The sequence below is a fragment of the Altererythrobacter epoxidivorans genome (assembly GCF_001281485.1).
GTDB classification, from domain to species: domain Bacteria; phylum Pseudomonadota; class Alphaproteobacteria; order Sphingomonadales; family Sphingomonadaceae; genus Erythrobacter; species Erythrobacter epoxidivorans.
Map to the genome: position 1 here is coordinate 1,335,845 of NZ_CP012669.1, position 19,246 is coordinate 1,355,090.

At 61.1% G+C, this 19,246-nt stretch carries 20 protein-coding genes; 10 read left to right on the plus strand and 10 right to left on the minus strand.

Features of this window, described 5'->3' with window-relative positions; all coding sequences use genetic code 11:
* Positions 1 to 364 precede the first annotated feature (364 nt).
* From AMC99_RS06710 to AMC99_RS06725, 4 genes are read left to right on the plus strand one after another with little or no spacing between them, the layout of a single operon-like run.
* On the plus strand, positions 365 to 1,918 hold the full coding sequence (locus AMC99_RS06710; RefSeq protein WP_232301529.1) for a PHA/PHB synthase family protein: 1,554 nt from the start codon (positions 365 to 367) through the stop codon (positions 1,916 to 1,918).
* Between the two features lie 40 nt (positions 1,919 to 1,958).
* The gene (locus AMC99_RS06715) at positions 1,959 to 2,831 is read left to right on the plus strand and encodes an alpha/beta fold hydrolase (protein WP_232301530.1); all 873 of its coding nucleotides are present in this window, start codon (positions 1,959 to 1,961) and stop codon (positions 2,829 to 2,831) included.
* Positions 2,832 to 2,860: 29 nt separating this feature from the next.
* Positions 2,861 to 4,180 (plus strand): FAD-dependent oxidoreductase, encoded by a 1,320-nt coding sequence (locus AMC99_RS06720; RefSeq protein WP_061924489.1) that lies wholly within the window; start codon positions 2,861 to 2,863, stop codon positions 4,178 to 4,180.
* 52 nt (positions 4,181 to 4,232) lie between these two features.
* On the plus strand, positions 4,233 to 4,781 hold the full coding sequence (locus tag AMC99_RS06725; protein WP_061924492.1) for a DUF2846 domain-containing protein: 549 nt from the start codon (positions 4,233 to 4,235) through the stop codon (positions 4,779 to 4,781).
* Here the strand turns inward: AMC99_RS06725 and AMC99_RS06730 are convergent.
* Entirely contained in the window at positions 4,778 to 5,674 is an 897-nt protein-coding gene (locus AMC99_RS06730; RefSeq protein WP_061924494.1) for an alpha/beta fold hydrolase, read from the minus strand. The two genes, AMC99_RS06725 and AMC99_RS06730, sit on opposite strands and share 4 nt — an antisense overlap.
* A 69-nt stretch (positions 5,675 to 5,743) precedes the next feature.
* Between AMC99_RS06730 and AMC99_RS06735 the strand changes: the two genes are divergently transcribed.
* Positions 5,744 to 7,513, plus strand: coding sequence for an N-acyl-D-amino-acid deacylase family protein (locus AMC99_RS06735; protein ID WP_061927800.1), 1,770 nt, complete (start codon positions 5,744 to 5,746; stop codon positions 7,511 to 7,513).
* A complete protein-coding gene (locus AMC99_RS06740) occupies positions 7,510 to 8,523 on the plus strand; it encodes a zinc-dependent alcohol dehydrogenase family protein (protein ID WP_061924497.1) in 1,014 nt (337 codons plus the stop codon). Before AMC99_RS06735 ends, AMC99_RS06740 begins: the two co-directional genes overlap by 4 nt.
* A gap of 11 nt (positions 8,524 to 8,534) precedes the next feature.
* On the opposite strand, the gene AMC99_RS06745 is transcribed toward AMC99_RS06740, so the two are convergent.
* The 6 genes from AMC99_RS06745 to AMC99_RS06770 all read right to left on the minus strand — a co-directional run bounded on the left by AMC99_RS06745 (position 8,535) and on the right by AMC99_RS06770 (position 14,044).
* Positions 8,535 to 9,617, minus strand: coding sequence for a DUF2855 family protein (locus AMC99_RS06745; protein ID WP_061924501.1), 1,083 nt, complete (start codon positions 9,615 to 9,617; stop codon positions 8,535 to 8,537).
* A gap of 61 nt (positions 9,618 to 9,678) precedes the next feature.
* Complete coding sequence (gene dnaN / locus AMC99_RS06750; RefSeq protein WP_061924503.1) at positions 9,679 to 10,806, minus strand: DNA polymerase III subunit beta; 1,128 nt, start codon at positions 10,804 to 10,806, stop codon at positions 9,679 to 9,681.
* Between the two features lie 148 nt (positions 10,807 to 10,954).
* Positions 10,955 to 11,464 (minus strand): hypothetical protein, encoded by a 510-nt coding sequence (locus tag AMC99_RS06755; RefSeq protein WP_061924507.1) that lies wholly within the window; start codon positions 11,462 to 11,464, stop codon positions 10,955 to 10,957.
* A 22-nt stretch (positions 11,465 to 11,486) separates the two neighbouring features.
* Entirely contained in the window at positions 11,487 to 12,248 is a 762-nt protein-coding gene (fabG, locus tag AMC99_RS06760) for a 3-oxoacyl-[acyl-carrier-protein] reductase (protein WP_061924510.1), read from the minus strand.
* Positions 12,248 to 13,186, minus strand: a complete 939-nt coding sequence (gene fabD, locus AMC99_RS06765; RefSeq protein ID WP_061924513.1) for an ACP S-malonyltransferase — start codon at positions 13,184 to 13,186, stop codon at positions 12,248 to 12,250. The genes fabG and fabD overlap by 1 nt, the downstream gene beginning before the upstream one ends.
* Positions 13,187 to 13,213: 27 nt before the next feature.
* Positions 13,214 to 14,044, minus strand: coding sequence for an LD-carboxypeptidase (locus AMC99_RS06770; RefSeq protein WP_061924517.1), 831 nt, complete (start codon positions 14,042 to 14,044; stop codon positions 13,214 to 13,216).
* Between the two features lie 53 nt (positions 14,045 to 14,097).
* Between AMC99_RS06770 and AMC99_RS06775 the strand changes: the two genes are divergently transcribed.
* On the plus strand, positions 14,098 to 15,525 hold the full coding sequence (locus tag AMC99_RS06775) for a glutamate ligase domain-containing protein (protein ID WP_061924519.1): 1,428 nt from the start codon (positions 14,098 to 14,100) through the stop codon (positions 15,523 to 15,525).
* Here AMC99_RS06775 and AMC99_RS06780 read toward each other — a convergent pair.
* Both AMC99_RS06780 and AMC99_RS06785 read right to left on the minus strand, forming a co-directional pair.
* Positions 15,522 to 16,178 (minus strand): glutathione S-transferase family protein, encoded by a 657-nt coding sequence (locus tag AMC99_RS06780; RefSeq protein ID WP_232301531.1) that lies wholly within the window; start codon positions 16,176 to 16,178, stop codon positions 15,522 to 15,524. The two genes, AMC99_RS06775 and AMC99_RS06780, sit on opposite strands and share 4 nt — an antisense overlap.
* Positions 16,162 to 17,130: a DUF808 domain-containing protein gene (locus AMC99_RS06785; protein WP_061924523.1), complete on the minus strand. Its 969-nt coding sequence runs from the start codon at positions 17,128 to 17,130 to the stop codon at positions 16,162 to 16,164. Before AMC99_RS06785 ends, AMC99_RS06780 begins: the two co-directional genes overlap by 17 nt.
* 220 nt (positions 17,131 to 17,350) lie before the next feature.
* On the opposite strand from AMC99_RS06785, the gene rpsF reads away from it, so the two are divergent.
* Genes rpsF through rplI form a run of 3 tightly spaced genes read left to right on the plus strand, consistent with a single transcriptional unit; the run spans position 17,351 to position 18,578 of the window.
* Positions 17,351 to 17,713, plus strand: coding sequence for a 30S ribosomal protein S6 (gene rpsF, locus AMC99_RS06790; protein WP_061924526.1), 363 nt, complete (start codon positions 17,351 to 17,353; stop codon positions 17,711 to 17,713).
* The gene (rpsR, locus tag AMC99_RS06795; protein WP_061924529.1) at positions 17,713 to 17,937 is read left to right on the plus strand and encodes a 30S ribosomal protein S18; all 225 of its coding nucleotides are present in this window, start codon (positions 17,713 to 17,715) and stop codon (positions 17,935 to 17,937) included. Before rpsF ends, rpsR begins: the two co-directional genes overlap by 1 nt.
* Positions 17,938 to 17,951: 14 nt before the next feature.
* Complete coding sequence (gene rplI / locus AMC99_RS06800) at positions 17,952 to 18,578, plus strand: 50S ribosomal protein L9 (protein ID WP_061924531.1); 627 nt, start codon at positions 17,952 to 17,954, stop codon at positions 18,576 to 18,578.
* Positions 18,579 to 18,662: 84 nt separating this feature from the next.
* Here the strand turns inward: rplI and AMC99_RS06805 are convergent, their stop codons facing one another.
* Positions 18,663 to 19,193 (minus strand): GNAT family N-acetyltransferase, encoded by a 531-nt coding sequence (locus AMC99_RS06805; RefSeq protein ID WP_061924534.1) that lies wholly within the window; start codon positions 19,191 to 19,193, stop codon positions 18,663 to 18,665.
* Positions 19,194 to 19,246 lie beyond the last annotated feature (53 nt).

A 19,246-nucleotide genomic window follows, 5' to 3' on the forward strand; every position in this document is an offset into this window, starting at 1 on the left:
GCCAAATGGCTAATAGGTTCGGGGATGGCGGCGGCTGGGCCCAAGTTGCGGATTAACCTCTGCAATCGCGGAAACCGTGTGCGATTTTTGAATGGGGAGTATGTAATTTCGCAAGGATTGTCCGTGGCGGTCTTAACCCTTTGTCTTCCGTCCAGCTTGCCAAGCAGCCGCGTGGCATGCATGACCTATTTGATGGGATAGAATGCTCAAAAAAGAGGCATAAATGGCTCAGGAAACAAAACTCGAAAACGAAGCCGCTCAATCGACAAATGCGCTTGGCCCCCTGATAGGGATCGCTCGAGAAGACTTCGTTGGCGCCGTCGCCCTCCTATTGCGAGAATCTGCATCGGACCCGAAACGCGCAATGAAGCACGCGCAGAGCTTCGGCGAAGACATGGTCAAGATCATGACCGGCAAGTCCGAACTGGCCCCCGATCCCAAGGACAAGCGCTTCATGGATCCGGCGTGGCAGTACAACCCCTTCTACAGGGCCGGCGCGCAGTATTACCTTGCCGTGCAGAAGGGCATGCGGAACTGGCTCGAGGAGCTGGAACTGGACGAATTGGAACGCAATCGCGCCAATTTCATCGCCAATATCATTCTCGACGGTCTGGCCCCGACCAACACGCTGGCAGGCAACCCCACGGCCCAGAAACGACTGATCGACAGCGGCGGCCTGTCGCTGATCAAGGGCCTGCAGAACGCCTATCGCGACATGGTCCATAACAAGGGGATGGTCAGCCAGGTCGACAAGCGCCCGTTCAAGATCGGCGAGAACGTCGCGACTTCGAAGGGTTCGGTCGTCCACCGGACCGAAATGTACGAGCTCGTCCAGTACGCGCCGACGACCGATGAAGTGCATGAGATTCCGCAGCTTACGATCCCGCCGCAGATCAACAAGATGTACATCAACGACCTGTCGCCCGACAAATCGGTCGTGAAATACCAGCTCGACCACGGCATCCAGACCTTCATCATCTCCTGGCGCAATCCCTCCAAGGAACAGGGCGTCTGGGGCATGGACGATTACGTGAACTCATGCGTCGAGGCGATGGAGATCGTCAGCGAGATTACGGGTTCGAAAAAGGTCAATGTTTCGGCTGGATGCTCGGGCGGGCAGACGGCCAGCGTCGTCGCCTCTCGCCTCGCTGCCGACAAGAACGACATCCTCGGAGCGCTGACGCTGATGGTCTGCGTCCTTCATCCCAAGCCGACCGATATAGAGGCTGCCTCGCTCGTGTCGGACAACGGGATGAAACTCGCTCGTAAACGCGCCGAAAAGGCAGGCGTGATCAAGGCTGACGATCTTGCGCGCGGCTTTGCATGGCTCAGGCCGAACGACCTGATCTGGAATTACGTCATCAACAACTACCTGCTCGGCGCCGATCCGCCGGCGTTCGACGTATTGTTCTGGAACGCCGATGCTACGAACCTGTCGGCCTCGCTCATGGGCGATTTCCTGACGCTGATGGAAACCCTCGCCTTCACGAAGAAGGGCGAGGTCGAGATGGCCGGTCACAAGATCGATCTTAGCAAGGTAACCTCGGACATGTTCATCCTTGGCGGCGTTACCGACCACATTACGCCGTGGAAGGCGACCTATCGTTCGACCCAGCTGTTCGGGGCAAAGGATGTGACCTACGTCCTCAGCCAGTCCGGGCACATGCAGGCGATCCTCAACCCCCCCGGCAACCCCAAGGCGAAATATTACGTCCAGAAGAAGAAGGGCAAGCTCCCGAAAACCGCAGACGAATGGCTGCAGGGCACCGAGGAAACCAAAGGCAGCTGGTGGCCGTTCTGGATGGAATGGATGCAGAAACGGTCGGGCAAGAAGGTTCCGTCTCCCAAGGAACTGGGGAATGCGACCTACAAGCCTATGGACCCGGCACCGGGTCTGTACGTAATCGAGGAAAGATAAGAAGGTCCCGGCAAGAGGGCTTCAGCACAGGAACGCGAATTTGGCCGATATTCTCGACGCAGCGCTCGATACGGCGATGCACGATGCCACTATCACCATGGAAACCGTCGGGGGTCGCACCCTGCGCGTCGCCACATGGCGGCTGGGTGAACCAAGCGATCACCTACCGATCCTGTTCTTCAACGGTATCGGCGCCAATATCGAGGCGGTTGCGCCCTTGGCAGAGGCCCTGCCCGACCGCGCTTTCATCATGTTCGACATGCCGGGCATCGGCGGATCGCCGGAACCTGTCGTACCCTACAATGCCGTGACCATGGCGTGGACCTCCACCCAGCTGCTCGACAAGCTGGGCGTGGACATGGTCGATGTCATGGGCGTCAGCTGGGGCGGCGCCATGGCACAGCATTTCGCAATCCAGCACCCCGGGCGTACCCGACGGCTGATCCTGTGTGCGACGAGCGCCGGGATGATCATGGTGCCGGGCAAGCCAGCCGCTCTCAGCAAGATGGCCGATCCGCGCCGCTATATCGACGCGGCTTTCATGGAAGAGCATTTCCAGACGCTCTATGGCGGCGCGCTTGGCAAGGCGGCGGGCAAGGCCGACCATATCCACCGGCTCAAGCCGCCCACACGGCGTGGATACTTCTACCAGCTGCTCGCGATGCTGGGATGGACGAGCGTGCCCGCCCTACCCTTCATGAGAAAACAGACGCTGATCCTGATGGGTGACGATGACCAGATCGTACCACTCGCAAACGGGACGATCCTGAAGACGCTGATACCGAACAGCGAGATGGTGGTCCTGCAGGGTGGCGGTCACCTGTTCCTGCTCAGCCATAGCGAGGAATGCGTTGCTGCAATGCGCCGCTTCCTCGACGCGAGCGACACACCCGAGAGCGCAAAAGCGGCCTGAGCGTGGGCCGCATGAGGAGTTCCTTTTGAATGCGGCACATAGCAATCATCGGTTCGGGACCAGCAGGTTACTACACCGCGGAAGCGGCCCAGAAGCACTGGGGCGACGATGCGCGGATCGACGTCTTCGACATGCTGCCGGTCCCTTACGGCCTCATCCGCACGGGCGTCGCGCCCGATCACCAGTCGATCAAGGGTGTCTCGCGCCGATATGAAAAAACCGCGCTCAGCGAAAACGTTCGCTTCGTCGGCAACGTCAAGGTCGGAGAGCATATCTCCGTGCCACAACTGCAGGAATTCTACGACGCGATCGTGATCGCAACCGGCGCGCCGCACGACCGGAAACTGGGGCTGGAGGGCGAAGACTTCGCCAACATCTTCGGCAGCGCCGCTTTCGTCGGCTGGTACAATGGCCATCCGCAATTCGCAGATCTCGATCCCGACCTCTCTGGCAGGCACGCTGTGGTTATCGGCATGGGCAATGTCGCGCTCGACGTCGCACGCATCCTGTCCAAGACGGAGCAGGAGTTCGAAGGGGCCGACATCGTCGCCCATGCGCTCGATATCCTGCGCGACAGCAAGATTGCGAAGATCACCATCCTCGGGCGCCGCGGACCCCACCAGATTATGATGACGCCCAAGGAACTGGGCGAGCTTGGCAATCTCGATCGGGCAAGCCCGCGCGTAGAGAAGCAGGATCTCCCGGATGAGGGCGACGATGCCATGCTCGAACCGGGCTTGCGCAAATCGGTCACCCATCTGCGCAGCTTTGCCGCCATTCCCGAAAGCATCCACGCGGAGAAACCGATCGAGATCGAATTCGATTTCTTTGCCAGTCCCGCAAGCTTTTCGGCAAGCGGCGGCAAGGTTTCGGGCGTGCGCGTGGAACGCACCGAGGTCCAGGCCGGCAGGGCCAAGGGCAGCGGAGACTTCTACAATCTTCCCGCAGATCTCGTCGTCAGTTGCATCGGCTACCATACGGCGCACATTCCCGATGTCCCGTTCGACGAGCGTGCCGGCCGCTTCGCCAATGACGAAGGCCGGATCCTGCCCGGCCTATACTGCGTCGGCTGGGCGCGGCGCGGCCCGAGTGGCACGATCGGCACGAACCGTCCCGACGGTTTCTCCATCGTCGAGAAAATTGCCGAGGACATGGAATCGGGTGCGCTTGGCCGGAAAGGCAAGCGGGGGCGCGAAGGCTTCGACGAGTTCGCAAAGGAAAGGGGCCTCGACATCGTTACTTTCCGCGACTGGAAAAAGATCGAAGAGGCCGAAGAACAGGCTGCCCGCGATGGCGCCCCGCGCGAAAAATTCGTCGATGTGGAAGCAATGATCCGCGCCCGCGGGTAAGTCTTTACAATCGTCATTACGGCGTCAATGTCCCCTCGCAGGAGGGTCGCACATGTTCAAAATCAAATACGCCGCGCTTGGCGCGCCTGTTCTTTTTCTCACACCGCTCAACGCCCAGGAAGCTGCGCCCGTCCAGGACAGCCCCGAGACCCAGCTGCCGAAGCTGATGGCTCAGGTGCCACCGCCAGCACCGCCCGTTTTCGACGCCCGCAAATTCCTGCCCGAATTGCCGGAGGGCGCGAATGTGGTTTTCCTACGTGAGAACGCGCAGCCCACAGCCTGGGGCGCCACGATCAAAATCGACGGGAAGAAGCTGGTCTCTATCGGGAATAAGCGCTGGACCGCGACTACGCTTGCCCCCGGCACCTACGAAATTGCCACTAGCTGGTCGCTGGTGTCTGGCCAGAAGGGTGGCAAATACAAGCTGACCGTGAAGGAAGGGCGGACGCACTTCCTCGAGATCGTCGGAACCAGCCAGGTCGCAGGTTACGGGGCCGGCCTGATGTTCCAGATGGGATCCGGTATTGGCGAGATTTACGCAAACGACCGGACCGCAGCGCGCATAAGCAATTGCTGCAGCTACAAGCCCGCCGGAGACTAGACCTTCGGCAGCCACTCGCGCAGCGCGGCGTTGACCTTGTCCGGCACGTCCTGCTGCACCCAGTGCGATGCATCGGGGAAACGTCGCACGGTCAAGTCGGAGACATAGGCATCCGTCCCGTCGAGCAAATGGATGTCGAGCGCGACATCCTGCTCTCCCCACAGGACCAGCGTCGGTACGTCGACGATGCCGTCTCCTGTGTCGCGTGCGTCAGGGGTCTGGAGTAGTGCGCGATAGTAATTGAACATGGCCGTCAGCGCCCCGGGCTGCGCAGCCGCCCTTCGATAGGGCTCGAGCTCATCTGAAGTGAACAGCCCCTTGTTGACCGCCGAATCCCGGAAAACGCGACTGATCGCCGCGGCATTGTCACGCCCCAGGAATTTCTCGGGCAGCCATGGCAGCTGGAAGAAGAAGATGTACCAGCTCTTTTTGAGCTGGCGCATGTGTTTCAACTCGCGCCGTGCGCAATTGGGATGCGGCACGTTGAGAATGACAAGCCGCTCGAGCGGCCTCACTTTCAGGATCGCAAAGTACCAGGCGACCACGGCGCCCCAATCATGCGCGATCAAGGTCACCTGCGTAGCACCGCTGGCATCGATCAGCGCACCGACATCGGCGGCCAGATTGCGGAGGCGATAGTCCTTCTTGGCTGCGGGCCGGTCGGTCGCGCCATAGCCCCGCATGTTCGGTGCCCAGACACGATAGCCCATTTCGGCGAGCGCCGGCATCTGGTGCCGCCAGCTGTAGTGGAGTTCGGGAAAGCCATGCAGGCAGATCGCGAGGTGGTCACCCTCGCCCGCGGTAGCGACCTCGAAAGTGAGGCCGTTCGCCTCGATCCATTCGATTGCGATTCCGCTTTCGGGTGCGGGATTCCAGCTTGGCTCTCTGTTCATCGCACAATGCTTAGCATCGCCGGAGAGCATGTGCTATGTCAGTTGCAAATCAAAATGGGAGAGAGAATGATGGCTGACTTCGACCTGATTATTCGCGGCGGCACAATCGTCGACGGAACGGGGGCAAAAGGCTTCCCGGGCGATGTCGCGGTGAAGAACGGTCTCATCGCCAAGGTCGGCAAGGTCGAAGGCAGCGCGGAGGAAGTGATCGATGCCACGGGCAAGATCGTTACCCCCGGTTTCGTCGACGTTCACACCCATTACGATGGCCAAGCGACTTGGGACCAGGAAATGGCTCCCTCCTCGTGGCATGGCGTCACCACGGTGATCATGGGCAATTGCGGCGTCGGTTTCGCCCCTGCCCGCCGCGACAAGCACGAATGGCTGATACAGCTGATGGAAGGGGTGGAGGATATTCCCGGCACCGCCCTCGCTGAAGGGATCAACTGGGAGTGGGAAACCTTTCCCGAATATCTCGATGCACTCGAAAGACTGCCGCGCACTGTCGACGTCGGCACCCATGTGCCCCACGGAGCGGTCCGCGCCTATGTCATGGGTGATCGCGAACGTCCGGGCGCAATCCCGACAGATGCTGACATTGCCGAGATGAGCACTATCGTCGAGGACGGCGTGCGCGCAGGCGCGCTGGGTTTCTCGACCTCGCGCACGGTCATTCACAAGGATGTGAACGGTGAAGTCGTACCGGGCACCACTGCCACGGCGGAAGAACTGATCGAAATTGGCCGCGCCATGGGCCGCGTCGGATACGGCGTGTTCGAAATGGCCAGCGACCTCAACCGCGAATGGGATGAATTCGGCTGGATGGGCAAGCTCAGCCGTGAAACCGGCCTGCCGGTCACCTTTGCCGCGCTCCAGTCGATTGCCAAGGACCTGTCGCTGGAAGAACAGATTTCGACGATGCGCGCGGAAAACGACAACGGGGCGAACATCGTTGCCCAGATCGCCCTTCGCGGAAACGGCATCATCATGGCATGGCAAGGGACGGTGCACCCCTTCCGCTTCCGACCGAGCTATGCAGCGATCGCCGACCTGCCTTGGGAAGAGCAGAAGGCCAAGCTGGCCGATCCCGACTTCAAGGCGCACCTGCTGGCGGAAGAGAACGACCTGTCGGGCCAGCCGCAAGACATCCTCGGCCTGCTGATGGTCGTTGCGTCGGGCTGGTCGATGCAGTTCGAAATGGACGACGATTTCGACTACGAACCGGGACCCGGGGCGAGCCTTGCCGCGCGTGCTGCTGCTGCCGGAGTAGACCCGCAGGAATACGCATATGACATGCTGTGCCAGGACGACTTCACCGGCTTCATCTACCTCCCGATCCTCAACTACGCCGATGGCAATCTGAACTTCCTCGAAGACCTCCAGGAATCGGACGACACGGTGAACTCGCTCTCGGATGGCGGCGCGCACTGCGGCACGATCTGCGATGCCGCATCGCCCACCTTCATGCTGCAGCATTGGGTCCGGGATCGCAGCGAAGCCGGTCACCGCTCGGGCAAGCGCATCACGCTGGAGAACGCGATCAAGCGCCAGTGCAATGACACCGCACGCCTTTACGGACTCGAAGATCGCGGCGTGATTGCGCCGGGGTATCTTGCCGACCTCAACGTGATCGACATGGATGCGCTCAAGCTCGGCAAGCCGTGGCTGGCGTTCGACCTTCCCGCCGGCGGCAAGCGCCTGCTGCAGAAGGCCGATGGCTATGTCGCCACGATCAAGGGCGGTACTGTCACCTTCCGTGACGGCGAATGGACCGGTGCGACCCCCGGTGGCCTGATCCGCGGTCCGCAGGGCATCGAAATGGCGGAAGCCGCAGAATGAAGGCGATCAGGACTGGCGCAGCGCCCTCTACGCTCGACGCCCTCAAGCTTGTCGATATCGACGATGCAGCCGCGCCCGCGGCGGGCGAAATTACCGTTTCGCTGAAGGCGAGTTCGCTCAACTTCCACGATTTCGCCGTCGTTGCAGGCATCATTCCAGCTGCGGAAGGGCGCATCCCGATGTCGGACGGTGCCGGTGAAGTGGTCGCTGTCGGCGAAGGAGTGACCGATTACGCTGTCGGCGATGCAGTCGTTTCGACCTTCTTCCCCGACTGGGCCGACGGCGCGCCCCCGGCAACGGCGTTCACCCGCGTGCCGGGCGACGGCATCGACGGCTACGCGCGCGAAACCATCACGGCGCCTGCAAGCTGGTTCACCCGCGTGCCCAAGGGATATGGGCACGCCGAGGCCGCAACGCTGACTTGCGCAGGCCTGACGGCATGGCGCGCGCTGTTCGTGGACAATTCTATCAAGCCCGGGGACACGGTGCTGGTCCAGGGTTCGGGCGGTGTTTCGATCTTTGCCCTGCAATTTGCAAAGGCTGCCGGTGCGACCGTGATTGCAACGAGTTCGTCGGGCGAAAAGCTGGAACGTTTGCGCGATCTCGGGGCGGATCACCTGATCAACTACAAGGAAACCGAAGCCTGGGGTGCGAAGGCGCTGGAGATCACCGCAGGCAGGGGTGTCGACTGCGTAGTCGAGATTGGCGGTGCGGGCACGCTTGACCAGTCCATGATCGCGACACGCGTCGGCGGCCATGTCGCGCTAATCGGCGTACTCGCCGGATTTGCCGGCCCTGTGCAGACAGGACTGTTGATGGCGAAAAACCTGCGCGTTCAGGGTCTTACTGTCGGTAGCCGGGCGCAACAGCTCGACATGATCGCAGGCATCGAGGCGAACGGGATCAGACCGGTCATTTCGGATCACTTCCCTCTCGCAGACCTTGCCGACGCCTTCAGGCACCAGGCGGCCAACAGGCATTTCGGCAAGATCGCCGTCGATATCGGCTGAATAATCCGTCCCTAGGGTTCGATCACGATCCCGCGGGACGGATTGACCTTGCCAGCCAGCGTGTCGAGATAGGCGGTCAGTGCTGCCGCCAGTCCCTTGTTGCGCTCGATCGCAATAGATCCTTCGACGTCGGACAGGAATCCGTGCCAGGCACTGGCCATCAGGCGACCGGCTTCTTCCGGCCCCAAGGTCTGGAACATGTGCACGGCGTGGTCGGGCGCAAAAAACAGAGTCGGCGTCGGCCCTTCCATTTCCTCGTCCCCGTTCAGGCTTGCGGCCCGTTGCTCGACATGGGTGGCACCGACAAGGCACGAATATTTGAGCGCCGCGCCCAGAGTGGTGTGGATCGATTTCAGTACGGCTGGATTGCCGGCAAAATCGACCGATACCGACGGGGTCCCAGCAAGGTCCGCGATATCGTCATAGGCGACGACCTGGTCGTAAAGCCCGGTCTTCCCGACGAAGGCCACATTGCCATTCGATGTGAGGCCAATGCGCTTCACGGCGGGCGAATTCTGCCGCGCAACGCTGGCGAGACCCATCGCGGTCTTCGATGATGCGCTGGTCAGGATAAGCTGCCCGGCCCCGAACCAGTCGTTCGCCCGCATGAAATATTCGATCAGGAACCCGGTCTTGAACAAAGGACCGAAAATCATGCGCTCGCCCTCGCGCGCAGGGTCGTGTTCGGGATCGGCTGCGAGCCGCGAGTACTGGTTGTAGATCGCACTCATCGGCTGGCGATAGTCGGTTATGTCGGTAAAGCCGCCGCGCGAGATCTTGCCCGGCATGACGTCGAGATGCGTTGCCATCGGCAGGTAGCCGTAAACCCGCTCTCCCACCGCGATTTCGGGATTATTGCTCTCTGCTACTCGGGCATGCCCCCACATCGGCACGATGCCCCAGCCATCGGGCGCCGGAAAGAAATTCCAGTATCCGAAGCCGTCGCCGACCACGGCATAGGTGATGTTATTGGCGGTGACCGAAAAGCTCTCGATCTCGAGGCGGATCGCGCCATCGGCGAGCGGCGCCTGTTCGAATTCGACCAGTTCGGCCGTTTCGAGTTCGCTTTTCCTTACACGGACCTGTGACGCCATCGATCGCTCTCCCTTTTACGAAGAGCAACGCTAACGGCGAATTACGACAAATGCGAGTGTGTCAGACCCGCATCGGCATCAGAACATAGAGCGCGGCGCTCTTGTCGCTCTGGCGGATCAGGGTCGGCGCACCGGCGTCGGCAAGGTGAAGCTCGACCGTATCGCTGTCGATCTGGCTGAGGATGTCCTTCAAATAATTGGCATTGAAGCCGATTTCGAAGGAGTCCGCGCTGTAATCGGCGGCTAGTTCTTCCGCCGCAGTTCCGTTGTCGGGCGAAGTGACCGAGAGCGTGACCTTATCCGCATCGAGGCCCATCTTGACCGCGCGGGTCTTCTCCGTGGCGATCGTCGCAACGCGGTCGACACCTTCGTAGAAGCTCTTCGGATCGAGCTTCAGCAGCTTGTCGTTGCCGGTCGGGATCACGCGGCTGTAATCGGGGAACGTGCCGTCGATCAGCTTGCTGGTCAGAACGACGCCGCCTTCGCCACCCAGGGTGAAGCGGATCTTGCTGGCCGAGAGGTCGATCTGAACATTCCCGTCGAGCGATTCCTCGAGCAGCTTGCGCAGTTCGGCCACGGCTTTGCGCGGCACGATGACATCGGGCATGCCCTCTGCCCCTTCGGGACGGGCAATGGTGAAGCGCGCCAGGCGGTGACCGTCGGTCGCGGCAGCTTTCAGCACCGGCTCGTCGTCGTCGGTGACGTGCAGGAAAATGCCGTTGAGATAGTAACGGGTTTCCTCGGTCGAGATGGCGAAACGCGTGCGGTCGATCATTTCAGCAAGCGTTTTTGCCGGAACCTCGAAACTGGTCGGCAGGTCGCCTTCGACAATCACCGGGAAATCGTCACGCGGTAGGGTCGGCAGCGAGAAGCGGCTGCGCCCGGCCTTCACCGCCATGCGATTGTCTGCGGTTTCGAGGCTGACCTGGCTACCTTCCGGCAGCTTGCGCGCGATGTCGAAGAGGAGATGGGCCGAAACCGTGATCGCGCCCGGGCTTTCGACCGAAGCGGCAGAGATGTTTTCGACGACCTGCAGATCGAGGTCGGTCGCCATGACCTTCAACGTGCCACCATCGCTTGCATCGATCAGCACGTTCGACAGGATCGGAATGGTGTTGCGGCGTTCCACCACCGACTGAACGTGTGAGAGGCAACGTAGCAGCGTCGCGCGTTCGATTGTGGCCTTCATCTCTACCTTCTCATGTCCCTGATGACGCAGGAGGGCCGGAATCGCCCTGAAACGCCGGAAATATGTGGGATAACCTTAGCGCGGTGAACACTACGGGCAAGATTGCATCACCGCAGGGCGGGGATTGGCTTGGGGATAAGCGGTTTTATTAGCCGCCGGCCTCCAGTTTCCGTCCGCCTTCCAGCACTCCCATCCACTTTTCGACCAGGCCGAAGTCGGATGTCGTCTTGAACTGTTCGAAGGAACCGTATCCCTCTGCCCGCAAAGCTGCATGCGCGACTTCGAAATTGCGGTAATGGATATTGCTGGCAACGCTCTTCAGCGCGCCAACACGAGCCGGAGACACGCCTCTGGCCAGGGCGGCCCTTTCCTCATTGCGATAACGCAAGACGAAGCCGGCATATGCGCCTGCCGCAAAGGTCTCCTGCCTCGTCCAGCCGTGCTTCTTCTCGCATTGCATCATCGAGAGATTGAAGGCCCTGAGAACTTCCGGCGCCGGTTTGAAATCCGACTGGGTAAACTTCTCGAGCACCGTGCGTACCTGTGGCGGAGTGCCGTCGATTAAGCATGCCTCTGCATCGGAGCGCGTTGCTGCAATCGATGGCGCGGCCATAGCCAGCACACCAAGGGCAATCGCCCCGTTCGCGAATTTCAACATTTTGGAGCCCCTCGTTGCCTGATCAGCCAAGCATCGCCATGCCGCCGTTCACGTGCAGCGTTTCGCCGGTTACGTATCCGGCTTCCCTGCTCGCGAGGAAGGCGACTGCAGCGCCGATATCCTCGCCCTCGCCCATTCGGCCCATCGGGATACGCGAATTGAGAGCATCCTTCTGTGCATCGGGCAACTGGTCGGTCATTGCGGTGCGGATGAAGCCCGGGGCAACGCAGTTCGCGGTGATGCCGCGGCTCGCGACTTCCTGCGCGAAGCTCTTCGTCATGCCGACGAGGCCCGCCTTGGCAGCGGCATAGTTCATCTGGCCCGGATTGCCGGTCGCACCGACGACGCTGGTGATGGTGATGATACGTCCGAAACGCCCTTTCATCATCGGACGGGCCGAAGCGCGCATAAGGCGGAAAGCTGCTTCGAGGTTGATGCGGATCACATCATCCCACTCCTCGTCCTTCATTCGCATGGCGAGATTGTCGCGCGTGATGCCGGCATTGTTCACGAGGATGTCGATGCTGCCGAGCGTATCGACGGTTGCCGGGATCAGTTCCTCGACCTGTGTCGTGTTCGACAGATCGCAGGTGATTTCGACATGCGGACCGGCATCGTGCGAATACCTGTCGTTCAGTTCTTCACGGAACGCGCGCAGCTTTGCCGCATTCGAGCCGGAGATGGCAAGGCGGGCGCCCTGCGATGCCAGCGCGTGGCAGATCGCCGAACCGATACCGCCGCTGGCGCCGGTGACGAGCGCATTCATTCCCTTGAGCGAAAACATCAGCCGATCTCCTTCGCGAAATTCTCGATATCTTCCATTGTGACGAGGCTGGCGGTCGCCGCCTCCTTGTCGATGCGGCCGATCATCGGGCCGAGGACCTTGCCGCCCAGTTCCACGAACTGTTCGACACCGTCGGCGCGCATCGCCAGAACGCTTTCGCGCCAGCGAACGCGGCCGGTTACCTGCTCTACCAGCAGGCGCTGTTCCTCTGCGGGATCGGTGACCCTTGCAGCCGTCACATTGGCATAGACCGGGAGGCTGAAAGCCGAAGGCGGCGTGTCGGCAAGAGCCTGAGCCATGCGATCGGCGGCAGGCTGCATCAGCGAACAGTGGAACGGCGCGGAAACAGGCAGCAGGATACCGCGCTTGATCCCGTGGTCCTTCACCAGTTCGATGGCGCGTTCGATGGCCGAACGATGTCCGGAGATGACGACCTGCGTCGGATCGTTGTCGTTTGCGACTTCGCAAACTTCACCCTGCGCAGCGGCATCTGCAAGCGCCTGTGCTTTCTCGATATCCGCACCGAGCAGAGCAGCCATGGCCCCTTCACCCACCGGAACGGCAGCCTGCATCGACTGTCCGCGCAGTTTCAGAAGCCGCGCCGTATCGGCCAGCGAAAACGCGCCGACCGCGCACAGAGCCGAATATTCGCCGAGCGAATGGCCGGCTACGCAGCCGCCCTTGTCTGCGAGAGCGACGCCGAATTCCCTTTCGAGCACGCGCAAGGTCGCGATGGCATTTGCCATGATCGCGGGCTGCGCATTTTCCGTCAGGGTCAGCTGGTCTTCCGGTCCGTCGCGCATGATGGCGGACAGCTTCTGCCCCAGCGCATCGTCGACTTCCTCGAAAACTTCGCGTGCGGCAGCGCTCGCCCCAGCCAGTTCGGCACCCATGCCGACCTTCTGGCTACCCTGCCCCGGAAAAACAAAAGCTCGCATTGCAATCTCCTCAATCGGGAGGCGCGGTTAACCAGCGGTCGACGGGCTGGCAAGGCCGAAGGGCACGATCCTGTTGGAAGCCGTGTGCCCGATTTCCGCACGTCCGAGGTAGAGAATACCCGCCCTATCGCACCAGAATTTCGCGATTTCCTCTGCCTCCTGCCCGAATTCGACGTAGTTCTCCGGGACATCGCTGACCGCGCCGAGCCTCAATCCAGCGACACGCGGCAGCGTATTGGCGAGATGGAAAAACAGGCGGTCGACAGAATAGAGGTGCTCGCTGACCTCTTCCACCATCACGACGTGGCCGGTCAGGTCGGGCATCATCGGCGTGTTGGTCAGCATGGCGAGTGTGATGAGGTTGAACGCGACTGCGGGTTTCGACCCGTCGAGACTGGGTTCGAGCCCGCTCCCATCGCCCGAAAACCAGCGAAGGACGCGGCGCACAGCCTCCCGCCCACGTTCGCTTCTTGCGCTCACCGGCATCGATCCGTGCACCGGCTGGCCAATCCCGTTGCGGTAAAGCGCAGCGAGCAGATATCCCATGTCGGAAAAGCCGACATAGGTCTTGGCACGCGCCGCCGCATTCATTCGCGCGATCGCCGCTTCCGCTATGCGGTTCGAACCATATCCGCCCTTCGCAAACCAGACCGCATCGTATTGCGGATCGTTTGCCAGTTCGACGAGAGCTTCCAGCCGTTCGAGATCGGTCCCGGCGAAATGACCCGAGCTCTTGAAGCACTGTTCGTGGAAATGGATCGAGTGTTCGGGAAACTCGCTCTCCACCAGTCGTTCGGCCGCGTCGGCGTGGTCGCGGGTGATGGGCGTTGCAGGCGCACAAACGGCAATCCGTGTCATGTCGCATCACTAGCCGCCTTGCGCCGCTTCGCACAACTCAATACCGAGCGCGCATGAGCGAATTCCCCACCTATGACGAATTGCTGGCGCGGCCCTTTTTCTTCTGCGGCATCGGCGGTTCGGGCATGTTGCCCCTTGCGCAGATCCTGAAAGGCCAGGGGGCCGAGGTTGCCGGTTCCGACCGCAGCAACGACCAGGGCCGCACGCCGGAGAAATTCGCAGCGCTCGAACGGCAGGGCTACGCCCTTCACCCGCAGGACGGCAGCGGCATCACGTCGAAAGACCAGATCCTTGTCGCTTCGGCCGCGGTCGAAGATACCGTGCCCGAAATGGTCCGGGCCAAGGAACTGGGCAATCTGAAGCTGACCCGGGCAGAGCTGAACTCGATCCTGTTCAACACCAGCGGGGCGGGAATCGCGATTGCCGGCACCAGCGGCAAATCGACTGTGACCGCCATGCTAGGCTGGATCATGCATTACGCCGGGCGAGAGCCCACGATCATGAACGGTGCCGTGATGAAGAACTTCGTCACGCCCGAACGACCCTTTGCCAGCGCGGTCGTCGGCGGGCGCAGCATCTACGTCAGCGAAGTCGATGAAAGCGATGGTTCGATCGCGCTATATCGGCCCTCGGTGGGCGTGCTGCTCAACGTAAGTCTCGACCACAAGAGCATGGAAGAACTGCGGCAGCTGTTCGGCGACTATCTCGAGCGCAGCAGGATCGCCGCGATCAACGCCGATGATGCGGAAGCGCTTGCGCTTCTTCCCCGCGCCAAGGATGTCGTGACCTTCGGCGTCGAACAGGAAAAGGCGCAGATCGGCATCGTGCCCGGCAGCATTGCCGACGGGCCGGTGCGACAGGCCGCAACGGTGATCGACCGTCACGACGGCAGCGAGCATGCGCTGGTGCTGGGCATGCCGGGCCGGCACAACCTCTCGAATGCGCTGGCTGCCATTGCCGGCGCTGCCTGTGCCGGTGTCCCGGTCGCCCTTTCAATCGAGGCATTGGCGAGTTTCGCGGGCCTTGCCCGGCGTTTCGATATCATTGGAACTTCGAACGGCGGGGTGACGGTGATCGACGATTTCGGGCACAATCCGGAAAAATGCGCCGCGACCCTGAAAACGCTCAAGTCGACGCCAGGGCGCGTCATCGCCTTCTTCCAGCCGCACGGATACGGCCCCTTGCGCCAGATGGGTCATGAACTGGCCGAAACCTTTGCCCGCGAACTCGACGCGAGCGACATCACAATCATGTGCGATCCGGTCTATTTCGGCGGGACGGTGGATCGCAGCGAGGGAACCGAGCGGATCATCGCGATGATCGAGAAAGCCGGCGGAACGGCGGAACATGTCGCCTCGAGAGAAGACTGCGGGGCGCGAATGGTCGAACTGGCACAGCCCGGCGACCGCATCGTCATCATGGGCGCGCGTGACGACACGCTGACCACTTTCGCCGGCGATGTGCTGAAAAAGCTGGGCTAGACCGCAGCCGGTCCCGCGCTTTCACGTTCAACAGCGCGCTTGAACCCTTCACGCGCCGTCAGTCGTGCTCTGTATGCTTTAAGTGCCCCTGGAACGCCTTCGTCGAGGCCGACGCGTTCGGCCAGGATAAGCGCATAACCGCAGCAAATGTCGGCCACTGTGAAGCGGTCACCGCACAGGAATTCGCGGGTTTCCAGACGCTCTTCCAGCTTCACCAGGCGTTTCCAGAACCACTTGGCATAAGCGTGGCCTGCGTCTTCCCAGCCCTTGTCCTTCTCGAACAGGGCAAAGCGCATGAACACCGTTTGCGGGAATGTGATGGTCGCATCGGCGTGATAGGTGAAATCGCAATAGGCGGCGTAGTCGGGCTCTCCAGGCGCGATTGCGAGATCGGTGTAGCCATCCTTGGTCGCCAGATAGTGCGCGATGGCGCAGCTTTCCGTCATGCGCGCCTCTCCGTCGATCAAAAGCGGCACAGTGCCCAAGGGATTGATCTCGAGATATTCGGGAGCAGCGAAGCGCGGCGGGAACGGAAGCAGTTTCAGTTCGACTTCGACGCCAGCTTCCTCAGCCGCCCATGTGGCTCGAAGTCCGCGTGAACCGGCACAGGTGTAGAGGGTCGGGCGAACCGTCATGTCAGTGCGCATCCGCATGCTCGTCCTGCCCATGTCCCATCTTGAAGACATGATGCAGAACGAAAACCAGGATCGCGCCGAGGATGAGCCCGAACAGAGCGGAAATCGTGGCGTAGGTCAGCCATCCCAGCAGGCCGGAAAGGGCACCGGTTGCCTGTTCGACGACATGCTGCGCCGCGTGGGCGATATCTGCCAGCGCGTGGATGCCGAGTTCCTCCAGGCTGTGGAGGATGATCCCGCCGCCGACCCAGAGCATTGCGATCGTACCGATGAAAGACAGGGCAACCAGCAGGCGAGGCATCAGGTGCAGCAGGAAACGTCCGAATTTCTTCGCAAAGCCGTTGTCGCGCTCAGCCAGGTGCAGGCCGACATCATCCATTTTCACGATCATGGCGACGGCACCATACACGACCAGGGTGATCGCGATGCCGACCGCTGCCAGAGCTGCAGCACGAACCCAGAAACTGTCGCTCATTGTGGCAATTTCATTGAGCGAGATGGCCATGATCTCTGCCGACAGGATCAGGTCTGTGCGGATTGCGCCATTGACCCTTTGCTGTTCGAACTTGACCGGATCCTCGATCACGTCCTCCAGGGTCTTGCCGTGTCTTGGCTCCCCCAGCTTCTCCATGACCTTTTCCGCGCCTTCATAGGACAGGTAGGCACCGCCCAGCATCAGGATGAAGGTAATCGCTTGGGGTAGCAGCCAGCTCAGAAGCAGCGCGCCCGGCAGCAGGAGAAGAAGCTTGTTCTTCAGGCTTCCCTTGGTGATTTTCCAGATGATCGGGAGTTCGCGCGACGGATCGAGCCCCGTGACGTAGCGCGGGGTGACTGCCGCATCGTCGATCACCACCCCGGCGGCCTTCGTACCCGCCTTGCTGGCAGCCACGCTGACATCGTCGATCGATGCCGCAGCGACGCGTGCAATCACGGAAATATCGTCTAGCAGCGCTACCAAACCACCGGGCAAATCAAATCTCCTGTAAGAACATGCCTTGCAAACGGTCCCCTGCCCCCCTCGTTCCGGCGCTGCAAGTCCATTATATCTCGCCAAGAGCCTTGCTTTCCTGCCCGAAACCGTTATGTGCGCGCATCCCTCGCCTCCGGGCAGGGATATGAAGAAAGCCGGAGGGGCCCCGCAATCCCGCGGATCAGCCAGCGATCGGCCAGAAGTGAAAAGGACCAAGCGCATGCCGCTTTACGAGCATGTTTTCTTGGCGCGTCAGGACCTGAGCCAGGCTCAGGTCGATGCGCTCGCGACTACAGCAACCGAAATTATCGAAGCGAACGACGGTAAGGTCACCAAGACCGAGACCTGGGGCCTCAAGTCCCTGGCTTACAAGATCGACCGTAATCGCAAGGCGCACTTCGTGATGCTCAACATAGACGCCCCCGGCTCGGTGGTTGAGGAACTCGAACGCCAGACCCGTATCAACGAAGACGTCATCCGTTACCTGACCATCCGTGTCGACGAACACGAAGATGGCCCGTCGGTCATGATGCGCAAGAACGAGCGCGATCGTAAGCGCCGTTCGGATCGAGGAGACGACTGATGGCTCGTCCGTTTTTCCGCCGCCGCAAGTCCTGCCCGTTCTCGGGCAAGAACGCACCGAAGATCGACTACAAGGACGTACGCCTGCTTCAGGGCTTCATGTCCGAACGTGGCAAGATCGTTCCGTCGCGCATCACCGCCGTTTCGGCAAAGAAGCAGCGTGAACTGGCCAAGGCCATCAAGCGCGCTCGCCAGATCGGCCTCCTGCCGTACATCGTGAAGTAAGAGGAGCATACATCATGGACATTATCCTCCTCGAACGCATCGAGAAGCTCGGCACCATCGGTGACGTCGTCACCGTCAAGGATGGCTATGCCCGCAACTTCCTTCTTCCGCAGAAGAAGGCGCTGCGCGCAAACGAAGCCAACAAGAAGGTTTTCGAAGCCAACCGCGAACGCCTTGAAAAGGAAAACGCAGAGCGTCGTGGCGATGCCGAAAAGCAGGGCGAAAAGGTCGCCGGTGCAGAGATCGTCCTGATCCGTGCAGCGTCGAACGCCGGCCAGCTTTACGGTTCGGTCAGCGTCCGCGACATCGTCTCGGGCCTGAACGACCAGGGTCACTCGATCGACAAGAAGCAGGTGATCATGGGTCACCCGATCAAGACGATCGGCATGCACGATGTCACCGTTGCCCTGCACCCCGAAGTTCACGTCACCGTGAAGGCCAACGTTGCCCGTTCGGACGACGAGGCAGAACTCCAGACGCAGGGCGTCGACGTTCTTGCGCAGATGTTCGAAGACGAACAGCGCGAGATCGAAGAACAGGCAGAAGCGAACCGCATCGAGCCGAACCTCGAGCCCGGTGAAATCCCGGCCGAGCTGCTCGAAGAGCGTGCTGAAGCTGCCGAAGGCGACGAAGAGGCCTGAGGCCACTTCCAGCCGACAGAAAAAGGGCCCGCTGCCTTCATTGGTAGCGGGCCTTTTTCTTTGCGTGGTCGGAGCGCGGCTGGGTCAGGCCGGCTCGAAACTCTTTGCTAGGATTACGAGGTGCGGATCGCCCTCGAATGCCCGTGGTTCGAACCCCTTTTCGCGTTCCAGCTCGATCGCAGCGTGATTGTCGCGGTCCTCGATGGCGATGACCTCGCGCACCCCGCGACGCTGCGCTTCACCGGCCAGCAGGTCGAGCATCGCCCAACCGACGCCGCGATTGCGATAATCCGAACGCACCGAAACGGCGATTTCGGCAATTTCCAGCGGCTTGTCGCAGGCCAGCAGGCCCGAGGCGACCATCTCGCCCGATTCAGCCTCGAAAGCGAGGAAGCTTTCGCTGCGGAAGTGATCGGCCTCGACGATAGGCCGCAATTGCTCATGCCCGACGTGCGGCTGCGCATTGAGGAAGCGGAAGCGGCGGTCTTCTTCGCTGACCTGCTCGAAGAACTCCTCTAGCCGGCGCTCGTCCTCTGGCACGGCGCTGCGGACCGAAAGGGTCAGGCCCGACCGCGTGATGAGGACGTGTTCGATATCCTGTGCCGGGGCAGTCATGACCATTCTCCTTTTCTGGCGAGTCGATGCTGGCAAATTACCCGCATTGCTGC

Excerpts from the sequence above, each read along its gene's own strand:
- AMC99_RS06710 (WP_232301529.1), top strand. The coding sequence starts at position 365 with ATGAAGCACGCGCAGAGCTTCGGCGAAGACATGGTCAAGATCATGACC.
- AMC99_RS06720 (WP_061924489.1), top strand. The coding sequence starts at position 2,861 with ATGCGGCACATAGCAATCATCGGTTCGGGACCAGCAGGTTACTACACC.
- AMC99_RS06725 (WP_061924492.1), top strand. The coding sequence starts at position 4,233 with ATGTTCAAAATCAAATACGCCGCGCTTGGCGCGCCTGTTCTTTTTCTC.
- AMC99_RS06730 (WP_061924494.1), bottom strand. The coding sequence starts at position 5,674 with ATGAACAGAGAGCCAAGCTGGAATCCCGCACCCGAAAGCGGAATCGCA.
- AMC99_RS06735 (WP_061927800.1), top strand. The coding sequence starts at position 5,744 with ATGGCTGACTTCGACCTGATTATTCGCGGCGGCACAATCGTCGACGGA.
- AMC99_RS06740 (WP_061924497.1), top strand. The coding sequence starts at position 7,510 with ATGAAGGCGATCAGGACTGGCGCAGCGCCCTCTACGCTCGACGCCCTC.
- AMC99_RS06745 (WP_061924501.1), bottom strand. The coding sequence starts at position 9,617 with ATGGCGTCACAGGTCCGTGTAAGGAAAAGCGAACTCGAAACGGCCGAA.
- dnaN (WP_061924503.1), bottom strand. The coding sequence starts at position 10,806 with ATGAAGGCCACAATCGAACGCGCGACGCTGCTACGTTGCCTCTCACAC.
- AMC99_RS06755 (WP_061924507.1), bottom strand. The coding sequence starts at position 11,464 with ATGTTGAAATTCGCGAACGGGGCGATTGCCCTTGGTGTGCTGGCTATG.
- fabG (WP_061924510.1), bottom strand. The coding sequence starts at position 12,248 with ATGTTTTCGCTCAAGGGAATGAATGCGCTCGTCACCGGCGCCAGCGGC.
- fabD (WP_061924513.1), bottom strand. The coding sequence starts at position 13,186 with ATGCGAGCTTTTGTTTTTCCGGGGCAGGGTAGCCAGAAGGTCGGCATG.
- AMC99_RS06770 (WP_061924517.1), bottom strand. The coding sequence starts at position 14,044 with ATGACACGGATTGCCGTTTGTGCGCCTGCAACGCCCATCACCCGCGAC.
- AMC99_RS06775 (WP_061924519.1), top strand. The coding sequence starts at position 14,098 with ATGAGCGAATTCCCCACCTATGACGAATTGCTGGCGCGGCCCTTTTTC.
- AMC99_RS06780 (WP_232301531.1), bottom strand. The coding sequence starts at position 16,178 with ATGCGGATGCGCACTGACATGACGGTTCGCCCGACCCTCTACACCTGT.
- rpsF (WP_061924526.1), top strand. The coding sequence starts at position 17,351 with ATGCCGCTTTACGAGCATGTTTTCTTGGCGCGTCAGGACCTGAGCCAG.
- rpsR (WP_061924529.1), top strand. The coding sequence starts at position 17,713 with ATGGCTCGTCCGTTTTTCCGCCGCCGCAAGTCCTGCCCGTTCTCGGGC.
- rplI (WP_061924531.1), top strand. The coding sequence starts at position 17,952 with ATGGACATTATCCTCCTCGAACGCATCGAGAAGCTCGGCACCATCGGT.
- AMC99_RS06805 (WP_061924534.1), bottom strand. The coding sequence starts at position 19,193 with ATGACTGCCCCGGCACAGGATATCGAACACGTCCTCATCACGCGGTCG.